This window comes from Paractinoplanes rishiriensis (assembly GCF_016862375.1).
In the GTDB taxonomy this organism is placed as follows: domain Bacteria; phylum Actinomycetota; class Actinomycetes; order Mycobacteriales; family Micromonosporaceae; genus Actinoplanes; species Actinoplanes rishiriensis.
On the sequence record NZ_BOMV01000069.1, the window covers coordinates 1 to 12,192 of the forward strand.

The window sequence follows — 12,192 nt, forward strand, 5'->3', positions numbered from 1 at the left end:
TCACTGAGCGATCACGGCCACCGCAGACCTACGTGTAAGCGTTGGCGGCCGACGCGCCTCCAGCGGATATTGCGACGGAAGGAACTCTGCCGTGAACGTTGCGACTCGGGCAATCTGGCTGGCTCTCATGTCGCTGCTGAGCATCTTCACGGGCGCTTCAGCCGGCGTAATCTCCTACACGGGTGGAGAGAACCCGCAGCAAGCCATTCTCACCGGCGGCGGCGCGGCAGGGGCGACGATGCTTCTGCTTCTGGCAGTCTTCCACTGCGCAACAACCAAGTCATAGGAAGTAGCCGCGGCCGGTCCGCTTCTGGGTCTTCTTGCCGCGGGTACGCAGGTCATACAGAGCTTCGTGCGCGAGCATCAACGCCGCATACAGGTCGACCTTGCGCGGCGACTCCCGCGACTCCTTGCCGAAGGACACGCCGTAGTTGTTGCTGCGCCGCCGCGCGTTGAGCACATGCCGGCGCAGTGCCCGGTCGCCGTCGTGGCCGAGCTTGCCGTCGAAGATCGACCGCATCAGCCGCTCGTGCGCCCGGGTCACCCGTTGCAAGCTCTGGCGCATGTCCCACGCGATCGGGTTACGGCCCTCCGCCTTGACGACCAGGCCCTCGCCGTAGGCGGCGGCCCAGTCCGCGATGTAGGACTCCCACAGGGCGACGTCGGCGTAGAAGCCCTGCACGGTGAACACCCGAAACGCGTCATGCACAGCGTTGTCCACAGCCTGCCGGTCGACTTCCCAGCCGTCACCGGCCGGGCCGTCCGGGCGTTCCCACGCACCGAGCACGAACGCGACCTGATCGGCTACCCGGATCGCGACCAGCGCGGTGGCGTCGTCGGTCTTACCGCCGTCGAACCCCACAGTGATCTCGTCGCCCGGCTTCAGCGTGGCGCCCTCGACTTCCAGGGGCACCCAGTTCTCCGGGCCGTACAGCGCGTCCTCATCGGCGACGATCTGGTTGAGCCACATCCGCCGCGAACGGGCCGGCGACAGCGTGATGTCCAAAACGCTCTGGATGATCGTCTCGACCCGCAGCCAGACCGCATCGCCGCGGATCTTCGGCAGCACGATCCGCAACGCCTGCGGGGTCAGCGGTGTCTTCGGGTGCGCCTCGATCGAGTCGTACAGCACCCCAACGTCGACCGCCCGGCCTTCGGCGATCTTCTCGTACGCCTCGCGCATCCGCTCCGCCACGGAGTCCTCGCCGGGCAGATAGGCGTTCGTGATCGCCAGGTAGCGGGAGTCCTTCTTGGTGGCGTTGCCGTCGACCGTCTCGTACATCCGGTCGCCGTTATTGCCGCGGATCCAGTGATGGGTCTCGTTGAGCGCGACGAACGTGGACCGGCCGCCTTCTAGGGCCCGGTACGAGCTGGTGACCGCTTCGAGGCGTTGCCGGCCCCGGTTGGCGCGGATGATCTCCGCGCCCTCCTTGATCCCGTGCGTCGTGCGGAACCTGTCCGACATCAACCCCGGGAACAGGGTCATGGTGTTGCGGGTCTGGTCCTTCGACACCGCGGCGACCTGCACCCACGCCTGCGGATGCGGTATCCCGACCGGCTCGCCGGTGACGGTGTCGAGGTGGGAGAAGCGGCTGGGGCCGACCAGCTCGACCAGGCAGAGCACCGCGATCAGCGGGTCCTTGCCCCAGCCCTTGAGCCGCTGCAAGACACCCTTGCGGTAGACGAACCGGCCGGTGGCATCGACGGCGTACCACCACAGGATGAAGCGCAGCTGTTCGCGGGTGAACCGCCACGGGCCACCGTCGTCAGCGAGCAGGTATTCGGCGCACCAGCCGGCGATCTGCCAGCCCAGGGTCAGCTGCGGTAGCCGCCAGGAGCCGTCCGGGTTGCGTTGCCAGGTCGGCCCGATGAAAGTCGGTGCCAGAAGGTCGATCTCGTCGGCGGTCAGCGCCGTCGCGACCAAGGGCGGACACCTCCCTCACCGAACGGTTAGGCGTCCAGGCCCAGCTCCTTGCGGTAGTCCGCGATAGCCAGCACCGCGGCCGACTCGCCGGTATCCTGCGGTTCGTCCAGCTCGATACGGACCCGACGCCGGTCGCCCTCGGCGACCAGCAGCCGCTCCATCGCTGCGTAGATCGTTTGCAGCATCTGCCCCGAACGCTTCGGCGAGTTCTTGTAGTGCGACAGGTCATCGCACAGCGAGAACGCCAGAGCCCAATCGGACTGCTGGTAGAAGTCCGACTGGCCGGACACCGCGAGGGCGTCCCAGAGCTGCCGAGCAATCGGATGCCACCCGGGGTCCGGATCGGGGATCCACGACGGCCGGGCCACGCCCTTGGTGACCGTGACGATGTCCTTGCCCTTACGCTCCCGCGGCCGGGCTAGATCCTCGCTGCGGTTTGGCACGGGACCGCGAGCCATCACGTCACCTCCCTTCGATCCGGGGCGGCGTGCCGGGCGGTCATCCGCAACGGGATCCCGCCCAGCCGGCTACCAGATGTTGAAGACGATGTGCGGGATGAACCAGACGACGAAGCCGACCAGGGCGACAACGAAGCCGAGCGCGCCCCAGGTCTTCGACCGCTTGTCGGTTCCCAGCCACACGCGGATGTTCTCGCTCAACGTGTCGCCGCGCTGCCGCCGCGCCAAGGCGATCGTTTCCAACACCGCGAACGCGACCGCGGCGATGGCGAGCCAGGCCGCCCAAATCGCGGCCCATGCGCTGCGCCGCTGGGGCGTCTGTTGATCGTCGTTCATCGCGTGCCTCCAAGCGGGTGAGAAGTCTGCGGTCCCGCCCGAGGGCGAGTCGAGCGGGACCGGCGGGAGGGCGCCGGCGGGTGAGCCGGCGGCACCGTCCCGTGGCGCTTCAGACGAGGCCGGGGTGTGCCTCGGAGCGCCGATACTTGCTTTGGTTGCGCCGCCATACCGCGGCGCGCGCTGCCGCCCCTTCGCGTCCCGATTTCCGCCGGTGATGCCACTCGCAGACCGATCGAAGGTTGGCGTCTCGATGGTCATCACCGGGCTCAATGTGGTCTACGTCGGTAGCAGGCTCAGAGCACCGCTCGTCGTACACGGTGCGCGCGGTGCAGCGGTGCGCGTCACGGCGCAGGATGCGCCGCCGGATGGCCGGCCAGTTGGCCGGTAACCGCGCACGGCGATCGGATCCTTCCCAGCCAGACATGCGTACCGCCCATACGAAAGAAGGCTCCGACGACGTGTGCGCGGACGCTGCCGACCCGGAGCCAAAACCAAGAATGCTGATACCGCGATGCCGGTCGCCGGCCCCTGATGGGGCCGTACCAGCGATGCCGTATCAGCCGTAACGCAGTAATACGCAACTCAGCGCAGCCGTCCCGCGATGCACTCACCACGAACGACGGCGCACCCTAACCGGCTTTCTGCACCGGCAGAGAAGATGACATGCATCAGGATTGCCGATACGGTCATTGGCCCCTCCAAGGCCCACTGGCTTGCCGACATCGCAGCATCATGGCCCCTGACGGGGCCAGTTCACCGTAGCGGTAAAACGTCTACACTATTATTACGGTCCTGGATCGCCGGTTTGCAAAAGCTGCGATCGGTGACGGCGATCACTTGCCGTTGAAAATCCCGTGAGCAGCTACGGCTTCGGCTACTGGCGAAGCGGCAACCCGCAATGCAGTAAAGCAGTTCTACTTATTATTACGGTCCTGGATCGGCAGTCTGCAAAGACTCCTGGCGGTGACCACGGTCACGGTCATCTGCGACCCCCCTCGCCGGCACCACCTCGCGAGCGCATCCGGTCGTAGGTCCGCCTCGCGTCCACCAGCCGCCTCAGCGCGTCATGCAGCGCCAGCATCAACTGCACGTCATCGCGGCTCCACACCGGCAAGTCCCGGCCCGCACGGCTCTCCAGGGGCGGCGGCTGCGTGATGTAGGCGGCCAAGGCCGAGCGCCAGTCGCGCGCCGCAGCGATGTACGTCGTGCGCGCCCGTGATAGCTCGCGCTGCTGGTTGATTCCGACCACTTGACCACGATAGAACACCTGTTCGAGGTCATGTTGGAGTGGTGGTTGGAGACTCTCGCCGTCTCGCGATGGAGGCCCAAGAAAGTGCCGCGCAATTGGGCTGGCCCGCTTGGTACGGTTCCGGCATGTCTAAACGTCGGGCGCCGCAGAAAATGCCGCCTGGATACTTGGCGCTGCTGGAACGGGCTCGGCGGGCGGCGCAAAATTCGGCCCCTCGCAAGCACCACCTGGTCCCGAATTCCTATCTGAGCAGGTGGTCCGAACGCGGCAACATCCGCGTGACCAGAGTAGACGACCAGTATAGCTACACGACGTCGCCAGCCAAGGCGGCCAGGGAGACTGACTACTACCGTCTGGAGTCTCCCGACGTCGACCCCGAGGAGGTTCCACCGCTGCTGATGGAAGTGATGCTCGGTGAAGTCGAGGGGTCGGGCAAGACGGCGATCGACCGAATGATCGAGTCAGGGTCGGCACGGCTCGATCCGGAGCAGGCTGCGGAATTCGCTTGGTTTCTTGGCTTCCAGGCCACACGCGGGCACGCGTACCGGCAGACCCAGGCGCAGCTCACGAACGAGCTGTTCCGCCTCCAATTCGGCGAAATCACTGACGATGGTCTCCGGCGCCTGCTCAACAAGCGGGGCCGGCCGACGGACGACGCCGGTGTCGCCGCCGCTAGGCGGATGATCGACGAGCTCAACGCTGGGAAGGTGCGGGTTTCGGAGCAGCAGGCGGCCGTCGCCGCCCGTTCGGCGATGTCAGCCTATGACGTTGGTCGGCAGTTCCTCGACCGAAACTGGCAGATCTTCACTGCGCCGCCGATCCTTATCACATGCGACGAGCCTGTCGTGCCGATCGGAGGGCCTGACCACCGCCGCAGCGAACGTGGCGGGTTCGCATCCGTCGGTGTTGTCGTGTTCCCCCTGGCACCCCACGCAATCCTGGCGATGTTCCGGCATGACCTCCGTCCTGCCCCTCCGTGGGAACTCACGCACGTCGAGGCTGCGGAACTAAACCGGGAGATCCTTGGGGCGTCCGCGCGATGGGCGTTTGAGCGACCGGCGCGGCACTTCACTCAGCGTGTGTCTGTGCCGCCGGCACCGGACCCAGTGGCCTTCGAAGAATTCGAATCTGACGGTCGGCGCATCATCCGGACGTACCCGCCAACGCGCTGGACCGGGCCTGATGCACCGGATTGGCCGGTAAGCCGTTGGTGGACTAGCTGAAACAGGTCGAAGTCCGGCAGCGGTGCCGAAGTTCGTCACAGACGCGAGAATCAGCGGCTTCGACGCCACTGCCGAGACCACCAGCGATCGGGTCCAGCCTTACGCGCGACGGCCTCGCGGAACTCAGGATCCATCCCGAGTAAGTACGGCTCTATCCGGTTGAGCACGCGCTGGGGCTCGTTCAGCGTCGCATCCCTCTTCCAGCGCCGGCCGTGCGCATCGAGGAACCAAACGTTGGGCTCGCCCGTGTGAAGATCACCCTTTCCGTCGGGGACGGCGAACTCGAACTCCCGCTCCTCTCCCGGGCCGAGGAGCTGGATCAGGATGCGACCGGCCTGCGCTCCTTCGAGCGGATCGGCATCGTCCGTGTCCTCGCCCCACGCGAGCGCGATCCCGACGTGGATATCCAGCACAGGTCGGTCGCTGTAGTTGATGACCTTGACGTATATCGACCGCTCGTCCGGCTCTGAGCTCTTATCAAGGACGGGCTCGGTTATAACAATCAGCCTCGCTTGACCCATTTGATCATCCCGCTCGCGCTGACGTCGAAGTCGACCCTCGTTAAGGCTGATTCCGAGAGCTACGCAGACGGCCGAGACGGTTCCCGCCCCGCTAAGCCAGTCCGGCACGCTTCCCCAGTCCACAGTACTCACCTACGGTCATCCCAATCGAATCGGCAGCTGGTTTCAGGGTATCGACGCCAAGCAAGGCCGCCCGGAACGACTTGGAAACCGTGGCAGAATGGGAGCTGCTACGACATGGCGGTGTTGCAAAAGAAAGGCGAGGGGTCATACCCCATACCTACCCTTCCGCCGCCGCAATGAATCGCAGCGCAGCACCACGTTTGCGCAGCTCAGGGCGCATGTGAACGCGATTATGTAATGGCCTGCGCAGCGCATTAGCGCCATTGACCAGCGCATTTGACAATGGCAATACGATGGCCTAGCGTTCTCGCCATCACCGCAACCGAGCAACACAGCGGAGATAGCGACAGACCCGATTCACGGGGTTGCGAATAGCGAACCGAATGCACTACGGTTCCTCGCATCGAACGAAACGCAATGCACGGCAGTGAGCACCTACGCTGTAAATCCGGGTGCGAGCGGAGCGGACAGGCAAACTGACCGGCTGCCAAGTCAGGCGTTCACACGATGCAATCGCGACCGAAGCGATTCGGGCACGCAACACAGCACCACCAGCACGAGAGCAGGACGGCATCCCAGCGTGGCCGCGAGGCTGGGGAGAGGTTCGGCGTGCGGGGACTTGACGGAACCTGCACGGGTGAGTTGTTCGTTGATCAATTCCATAGTGGAAGCGGTTGATACTCCGCGCTGCCGCTACAGGCACCCCTACGCCGGGACCTGGAGTGCGAGGCAGTGCGAGGAACCGGAAGCGACAGCCGCCCCCGTAGCTGGGGGCCGGGGCTCCGAGGAACGCGCCGCTAATTTCGGGGTCGCCCCCGGATGCGGGAAGACCATCTTCGGGTCTTCCGTGTGACGGATCCGGCTGCCACCCCCATCAATGACCTGGCCCGCGACATCGCTGGTCACCTTCGGGTGACGGGGCGGCGCAGACTCACGATCGGTCGCGGGCACTGCCGCTGGATCCCACTTGCGTGAACGTTTAATTCTATGCAAGATCGCCGGATCCTTGCCGGCGCGGGGTGGACTGTGTCCCCGGTCTCACCGTGGCCGGAGTCTTTGCAGACCCCCATCCCTGAAACCGTAATCAATATGTAGTTCTATGCAGAGCGGGAGAGTCGATGGACGACGACGAGCCGATGCGCAACACCGCTGAGCTGCTCACCGAGCAGTCTCTGCGGCTAAGCGTCTACGTGTGGCGTGGCCAGCAGTTGCAGGGATCCGTGTGGATTCCGGCGGAGGCACCGGTGGGTCGGGACTCGGTGCGGTTGGGTGCGCTGGACATGATCCGGGAAGACGCCGGGCAGCGTCCGGCCGCCGATGACGTGCGGTACTTGGAGATCGACGGGACCGGGTGGGGTGACTACACCGGGTCGACGTACTACCGCAGCAACGCCCGGTCGCTGCGCCGCGACTTCGCCAATCACGTGATCACTTTGACCGCCGATTTCGGGTTTGAAGTGCTGCTCGTGCGGATCGGCGAGCTGATCCCGGAAGGGCTGTACGACGCGATCGTGGCCCTGCGGGAGGAGTCGGTGTACGACGAGTCCGACCTGTCCGAGCTGGAGTCTGAGCTGGAGTCCGAGGACTGGGACTCGTGGGGTCGCAGCGACTGGACCGGGCACATCCGCGACCGGGCGCGGCAGGTTGACGCCGATGACGACGTGGCCGAGCTGGCCGACGACGCGTACACCGATGCCCTGTTCTGGGACGTGTGCGCCGACGGCGAGGCGGGCTACTGGCAGGCGGAGACCGCCGTGTCCGGCTACTGGACCGACTTCGAGCACGCCGCCGCACTGGCGTGGGCGGAGATCGAGCGCCGCCGGATGGCCGAGTTAGTGGAGTGGGCGCGTGAACTGTCCGCGCCGATCCCCGGACAGCTGGTCCTCGCGATCTGAACTGCCGAAACCCCGTTGCGGGGTCGCGTGGATTGGCATTCCACGCCTGATGACGGCTGCCCTTTGCGAGGTGAGCGAATGAGTATCGCCAACGCGATTCTTGATAGACCAGCGATGCCGTACCGGCTGCAATTCTGCAAGGACGGATACGACATCACCGATCAGCCGTACTGCGTCACGGATGCCGACAAGGTCCGCGCATGGGAAGGCGCACACGGTGACGTGTGCCTGGTCGAGGTCGCGCGGACACCGCGGGGCCGGTGGCGGATCACCACCACCGACATCGCCGCCGGGCTGCCGATCAGCGTCTACGACCGGCGTTTCCCGTCGCCGCTGGACGCCCTGGGATACATCGCCAACCGACGCAAGCAGCGCCCGGTGGAAGCGGAATGCCGATGCGGCATACCGGGTGACCAGTGCGATTAATGGGAGAGGACTGATGACCGATTACTGGATCGCTTGCCTGATGTGCGAGCTGGCGGGCGAGCACACCGGCGTGTGGACTGACGGCGACAGCGCCGAAGAAGCCGCGAGTCTATGCATGATGCCGGGCAAGCACGTCACCGTGACGATCGGGCTCGACCCGGACGATCTGCGCCGCTGCCTGCTCGGGCACACCGCCACCGACGGTGAGGTGTACCTGGCCAGCCGCGCTCTCGACGGCATCGAGTTTCACAACAACAACGATGTCACCGCCTTCGTCGAATACCTGCGTCATCGGACCGATCTGCCGTTCGGGCCGGACAGCGTTGCCGTCTTCGAGAGCAGCTACAAAGGGCGTTTCGCTGACCGGGCGGACTACGCCAAGCAGTACGCCGAAATGGTCGGCGAATGGACGCAGGTCTCCGCGCCGTGGCCGACCGGGCACATCGATTGGACTCGGGCCGCCGAGGCGCTGTTCAGGGAGTCCGACCGCTGGGACCTGGACGCCGTGAGCGGCGGCATCTACGTGTTCGGCGACGAGAAATAGCCGAACGCCTGCACACCGACTCGGGCGGCGCGGGTTCAAGACCCGGTGCAGGTACGCAACGCATTTTCCCTCGAATCAAGGAGTCCGTATGGACGCATCGCGTGTTCCTGTCCTGATCACCGCCGTTGACGAGTTGGCGAGACTGCTCGACGGCATCGACACCGGAGACGTGTTCTCCTCCTTCACGTGCTCCGAGCTGGACGGCATCGCCACCGTTCTGGCCATCGCGGGACACCAGGACACCGCGGCGTTCGTCATCGCCCAGCACGCCATGGGCGACGAGTTCGACGCGACCGGCGAGGACGACAGCGGCTTCGACGCGCACGCCGCGGTCGCCCGCGAGCAGGCCGCACACGAGGCGGTCGATCACCCCGAGGCGTTCAAGCGGGCCAGCTACCACGTCACTCGCCTGCTCGAAGCCGCGCTCTGACGTCGCCGTCTGCACGCTGACCTGGGCGGCGCGGGTTCATGACCCGGTGCAGGCATTTCCCCCTGATCCATCGAGCCAAGGGATGACTATGTCCACCGTCTTGATCGGCATGCTGCCGGGCAGCGACTACGACCGGACGACGTACGGCATCACGCACCGCAGCGCGCACGTGTTCCGGGTGACCGGCACGGGCGTGCACAACCGCTGCTATCCGCACCGGGTCCAGGTGTGGGACAACACCGGACGCCCGAACACCGACCCCGGCCGGTTCACCGAGTTCACCGGGCGCGTCGGGCCGGGCGCGTACATCGACCCGTGCGGGAAGGGCACCGACACTCCCGTCACGGTCACCACCAGCGCCGAGGCGGTCGCGGTCACGAACAACGGCACCAACACCGGGACCGAGGCCAGCGGTCAGGTTTATGCGCCCGAGACGATCGCGATGGGCGACGTCGTGATCCTGGTCTACCCCGGCGGGCTGCTGTCGGAGCCGTACGTGCTGACCGCCCGGCCGCTCGGCGATCCCCGGTTGACGCCGCTGGCCGCGAACACGGTGACGCCGGACCTGCTGCGGGCGCTGAACGCCGCGCGGCAGTTCGAGCAGACCGCTGCCGCGGAGCTGGCCAAGTTGGGCGAGGTGGCCGAGGAAACCGGCGACTTCCGGCACCGCGACGAGCGCAGCGCCGACCTGGGCGAGGTGGCGTGGGAGCGGCTGTCGGATCTGCTGGCCCACCTCGACCAGGTGCAGTAAATGCCGGCCGAAACCCCTGCGGGGGTCGCGTGGACTGGCATTCCACGCCTGACGAGGCTGCCAAGAATTTTGGGAGGACAGTTTTGAGCGACTCGATTGAGCGGGTGCGGGTGCTGGCCGGGCACACCAGCAAGGACAGCGCCTACCTGGTCGACGACTACCCGTACGGGCGGACCCTGCGCTGCAAGATCCGGTACTGGGTCGAGACCGCGACCAAGGGCGCGAAGAAAGGTCAGCAGCGGTTCGTCCGGCAGACCACTAACCCGAAGGCCGAAGGCGAGCCCTGGAACACCGCCCATCCCGGCCAGTACGGGCCGCTGGTGTTCCTCTACCTCGACGAGCAGGATCACGTGCAGCACATCGGCGTGAGCCAGTACGGCGTCACCCCGCAGGCCGACGCCCGCATCCGGCTGTTGGGCATCTACGACCAGATGACCACGGACCAGCGCCATCTGTATGACGCCATGGTCGCCGTCTCCCGCCGGTATCCCGAGCCGTGGCAGGACTGGGACAACGCCGTCACCGCGATGGTCGAGCACATCCGCGTCACCGGCGACGACCCGGCACCGGCCAACGGCATTTGGGAATGGCCCGGTGGGCGGGCGTACGTCCCTGAGTACGACCTGCCGGTCTACGTCACCAGTGCCCGGCAGCGCCTCGCCGCCGCGCAGTAGCCCTTTCGCACCACCTGTTGAGCCGAAACCGCGTCCGGCTCCAGGGGGTCGGGCTCGGTCCGCCGGACTGGCATTCCGGCGCTGACGATGGCTGCCGACACAGAACGGATCCCTATGAATACCGACGTGGTCGATGCTGGCGTGCGCACGCTCGCCGAGCAGATCAGCAATGGGCAGACGACACCGGAGGCCGTGCTTCCCGATGGCGTGATTCTCGGCGTGCGGATCCTGCCCGATCGTGACGCGCACCCGTCGGACTACGACGAGTACGGCCCTGCAGACCTCGACGCCTTCCGGGACGGCGAATGGCGGTTCGTGGGGCTGCGGGTCGTGGTCAACCCCGGCCCCGCCGAGATCGCTTCCAACGGGGTGTGGGCCGTCGAACTCGGCCGCACCGAAGGCGACATCGAGACCGGCTACCTGCAAGACCTCATCCACTGCGAGCTGGCCGGGATCACCGAGCAGCTACCGCCCGCTGACGTCGCGCTGGTCGAGGCGCTGACGCGATGAGCTACCCCATCGACGAGGTCACCGACCCGGCCGGCTTCGGCAAGCCGGTACTGCGCGACGCGGCCCGCCGGTTCGGCGTGCCGGGCTGGTCACGGATGACCAAAGCCGAGCTGGTCGAAGCCCTGGAGTACACCGCGTGGTCGCCGGCCGCCGAGACGAGCCACACCTACCTGCGCGAGCACCACCCGCAACGCGGGCAGCCGGCCGGCACGTGCGCTGTCTGTTTCCGCCCGCACGAGCGGCACGGCTCGCCGCAGCCGGGCCGGTTCGGCTGGCCCAACGAGTGGCGCTGGCAGCTCGGCGAACCCTTCCCCACGTAGCGACCTGACCAAAGAGGAGAACCCCATGCAGATCCCGCACAGCATCGGCCCGCACCGCGTGGTCGCGTTCACCCGCATCGGGTCCGACCCCAGCACCAACCCCGATCAGGGCATCGCGATCACCCGCGACCGGGACGGCTTCAACGTCCACACCGTGTTCCTCGCCGACCGGGAGATCGGCCGGTGGGAGGGGCAGAACGGCCGCTACGGCGTGACCTGGCAGCGCGCCCTGGACGCGATGGTCGACCGCGCCGCCCCGTCACCGCCTCCATGAGCCGAAACCCCGCCCCGGCAGGACCGTGGCGTGGGTCGCCAGGGGTGGCGTCCTTGGCCTGACGATGGCCGCCAACAAGGAGGTTTACGTGGACGACTACGTCCGAGCGGACGCGACCGTCACGGTCACGCTCACCGCGGAAATGGCGATGCTGTTCATGTCCGGCATCCGCCGGATGGACAACGGCTGGGTCGCATCGCTGACCAAGGAAGAAGCCGAACGCAAGATCGAACCCGACATCCACGCAGCACGGCACCTGCCCAACCACATCGCCCGCGCCCTACGCGACCTGGGCGAAAAGGTCAGCACCGCCGAGATCGCCTTCAACACCCCCATCAAGATCAGCAAGTAGGCCGAAACCTACCCCCAGCAAACCTGGGTGTAGGTCGTGCGGGCGGCATCCCGCACCTGACGATGGCTGCCACCAGGGATGACGCGTGACACGGCGCCCCCGGTGGGCGGCCATCACGTATTTGTCCTGTCGCTCGCTGCGCCGTGGTGGAGGAACCTCCCGCGGGCATCTGATCGCAGCGG

At 66.4% G+C, this 12,192-nt stretch carries 17 protein-coding genes; 12 read left to right on the plus strand and 5 right to left on the minus strand.

The annotated features are described in order from the left end of the window. The first annotated feature begins 91 nt into the window (after window positions 1-91). On the plus strand, window positions 92-286 hold the full coding sequence (locus Ari01nite_RS31965) for a hypothetical protein (RefSeq protein WP_203785962.1): 195 nt from the start codon (window positions 92-94) through the stop codon (window positions 284-286). Here Ari01nite_RS31965 and Ari01nite_RS31970 read toward each other — a convergent pair. The 4 genes from Ari01nite_RS31970 to Ari01nite_RS31985 all read right to left on the minus strand — a co-directional run bounded on the left by Ari01nite_RS31970 (window position 281) and on the right by Ari01nite_RS31985 (window position 3,967). Further along, the gene (locus Ari01nite_RS31970; RefSeq protein WP_203785963.1) at window positions 281-1,924 is read right to left on the minus strand and encodes a terminase large subunit domain-containing protein; all 1,644 of its coding nucleotides are present in this window, start codon (window positions 1,922-1,924) and stop codon (window positions 281-283) included. The two genes, Ari01nite_RS31965 and Ari01nite_RS31970, sit on opposite strands and share 6 nt — an antisense overlap. A gap of 26 nt (window positions 1,925-1,950) precedes the next feature. Then, window positions 1,951-2,382, minus strand: coding sequence for a phage terminase small subunit (locus Ari01nite_RS31975; protein ID WP_203785964.1), 432 nt, complete (start codon window positions 2,380-2,382; stop codon window positions 1,951-1,953). A gap of 69 nt (window positions 2,383-2,451) precedes the next feature. Continuing rightward, a complete protein-coding gene (locus tag Ari01nite_RS31980; protein ID WP_203785965.1) occupies window positions 2,452-2,718 on the minus strand; it encodes a hypothetical protein in 267 nt (88 codons plus the stop codon). 979 nt (window positions 2,719-3,697) lie between these two features. Further along, window positions 3,698-3,967 carry a hypothetical protein gene (locus Ari01nite_RS31985; RefSeq protein ID WP_203785966.1) on the minus strand — a complete coding sequence of 90 codons (270 nt, stop codon included), beginning with the start codon at window positions 3,965-3,967 and terminating at the stop codon, window positions 3,698-3,700. 125 nt (window positions 3,968-4,092) lie between these two features. Between Ari01nite_RS31985 and Ari01nite_RS31990 the strand changes: the two genes are divergently transcribed. Further along, window positions 4,093-5,190, plus strand: a complete 1,098-nt coding sequence (locus tag Ari01nite_RS31990; RefSeq protein WP_203785967.1) for a DUF4238 domain-containing protein — start codon at window positions 4,093-4,095, stop codon at window positions 5,188-5,190. 50 nt (window positions 5,191-5,240) lie between these two features. On the opposite strand, the gene Ari01nite_RS31995 is transcribed toward Ari01nite_RS31990, so the two are convergent. Beyond that, window positions 5,241-5,843 (minus strand): hypothetical protein, encoded by a 603-nt coding sequence (locus Ari01nite_RS31995; RefSeq protein WP_203785968.1) that lies wholly within the window; start codon window positions 5,841-5,843, stop codon window positions 5,241-5,243. 1,109 nt (window positions 5,844-6,952) lie between these two features. On the opposite strand from Ari01nite_RS31995, the gene Ari01nite_RS32000 reads away from it, so the two are divergent. The 10 genes from Ari01nite_RS32000 to Ari01nite_RS32050 all read left to right on the plus strand — a co-directional run bounded on the left by Ari01nite_RS32000 (window position 6,953) and on the right by Ari01nite_RS32050 (window position 12,010). Further along, window positions 6,953-7,729: a hypothetical protein gene (locus Ari01nite_RS32000; RefSeq protein ID WP_203785969.1), complete on the plus strand. Its 777-nt coding sequence runs from the start codon at window positions 6,953-6,955 to the stop codon at window positions 7,727-7,729. Between the two features lie 114 nt (window positions 7,730-7,843). After that, entirely contained in the window at window positions 7,844-8,155 is a 312-nt protein-coding gene (locus tag Ari01nite_RS32005) for a hypothetical protein (RefSeq protein WP_203785970.1), read from the plus strand. 13 nt (window positions 8,156-8,168) lie between these two features. After that, window positions 8,169-8,699 (plus strand): hypothetical protein, encoded by a 531-nt coding sequence (locus Ari01nite_RS32010; protein ID WP_203785971.1) that lies wholly within the window; start codon window positions 8,169-8,171, stop codon window positions 8,697-8,699. An 88-nt stretch (window positions 8,700-8,787) separates the two neighbouring features. Continuing rightward, complete coding sequence (locus Ari01nite_RS32015; RefSeq protein WP_203785972.1) at window positions 8,788-9,129, plus strand: hypothetical protein; 342 nt, start codon at window positions 8,788-8,790, stop codon at window positions 9,127-9,129. Between the two features lie 88 nt (window positions 9,130-9,217). Beyond that, complete coding sequence (locus Ari01nite_RS32020; protein ID WP_203785973.1) at window positions 9,218-9,880, plus strand: SNARE domain-containing protein; 663 nt, start codon at window positions 9,218-9,220, stop codon at window positions 9,878-9,880. Between the two features lie 83 nt (window positions 9,881-9,963). Beyond that, on the plus strand, window positions 9,964-10,554 hold the full coding sequence (locus Ari01nite_RS32025; RefSeq protein WP_203785974.1) for a hypothetical protein: 591 nt from the start codon (window positions 9,964-9,966) through the stop codon (window positions 10,552-10,554). A 114-nt stretch (window positions 10,555-10,668) separates the two neighbouring features. Continuing rightward, on the plus strand, window positions 10,669-11,064 hold the full coding sequence (locus tag Ari01nite_RS32030) for a hypothetical protein (protein ID WP_203785975.1): 396 nt from the start codon (window positions 10,669-10,671) through the stop codon (window positions 11,062-11,064). Then, window positions 11,061-11,384, plus strand: coding sequence for a hypothetical protein (locus Ari01nite_RS32035; protein WP_203785976.1), 324 nt, complete (start codon window positions 11,061-11,063; stop codon window positions 11,382-11,384). Before Ari01nite_RS32030 ends, Ari01nite_RS32035 begins: the two co-directional genes overlap by 4 nt. 25 nt (window positions 11,385-11,409) lie before the next feature. Continuing rightward, entirely contained in the window at window positions 11,410-11,658 is a 249-nt protein-coding gene (locus Ari01nite_RS32040) for a hypothetical protein (RefSeq protein WP_203785977.1), read from the plus strand. An 88-nt stretch (window positions 11,659-11,746) separates the two neighbouring features. Next, window positions 11,747-12,010, plus strand: coding sequence for a hypothetical protein (locus Ari01nite_RS32050; RefSeq protein WP_203785978.1), 264 nt, complete (start codon window positions 11,747-11,749; stop codon window positions 12,008-12,010). The last annotated feature ends 182 nt before the right edge of the window (window positions 12,011-12,192 follow it).

What these genes read in the sequence shown, in the direction of transcription:
- Ari01nite_RS31975 (WP_203785964.1), bottom strand. Translation starts at nt 2,382, where the DNA reads ATGGCTCGCGGTCCCGTGCCAAACCGCAGCGAGGATCTAGCCCGGCCG.
- Ari01nite_RS31980 (WP_203785965.1), bottom strand. Translation starts at nt 2,718, where the DNA reads ATGAACGACGATCAACAGACGCCCCAGCGGCGCAGCGCATGGGCCGCG.
- Ari01nite_RS31990 (WP_203785967.1), top strand. Translation starts at nt 4,093, where the DNA reads ATGTCTAAACGTCGGGCGCCGCAGAAAATGCCGCCTGGATACTTGGCG.
- Ari01nite_RS32000 (WP_203785969.1), top strand. Translation starts at nt 6,953, where the DNA reads ATGGACGACGACGAGCCGATGCGCAACACCGCTGAGCTGCTCACCGAG.
- Ari01nite_RS32005 (WP_203785970.1), top strand. Translation starts at nt 7,844, where the DNA reads ATGCCGTACCGGCTGCAATTCTGCAAGGACGGATACGACATCACCGAT.
- Ari01nite_RS32010 (WP_203785971.1), top strand. Translation starts at nt 8,169, where the DNA reads ATGACCGATTACTGGATCGCTTGCCTGATGTGCGAGCTGGCGGGCGAG.
- Ari01nite_RS32015 (WP_203785972.1), top strand. Translation starts at nt 8,788, where the DNA reads ATGGACGCATCGCGTGTTCCTGTCCTGATCACCGCCGTTGACGAGTTG.
- Ari01nite_RS32020 (WP_203785973.1), top strand. Translation starts at nt 9,218, where the DNA reads ATGTCCACCGTCTTGATCGGCATGCTGCCGGGCAGCGACTACGACCGG.
- Ari01nite_RS32030 (WP_203785975.1), top strand. Translation starts at nt 10,669, where the DNA reads ATGAATACCGACGTGGTCGATGCTGGCGTGCGCACGCTCGCCGAGCAG.
- Ari01nite_RS32035 (WP_203785976.1), top strand. Translation starts at nt 11,061, where the DNA reads ATGAGCTACCCCATCGACGAGGTCACCGACCCGGCCGGCTTCGGCAAG.
- Ari01nite_RS32040 (WP_203785977.1), top strand. Translation starts at nt 11,410, where the DNA reads ATGCAGATCCCGCACAGCATCGGCCCGCACCGCGTGGTCGCGTTCACC.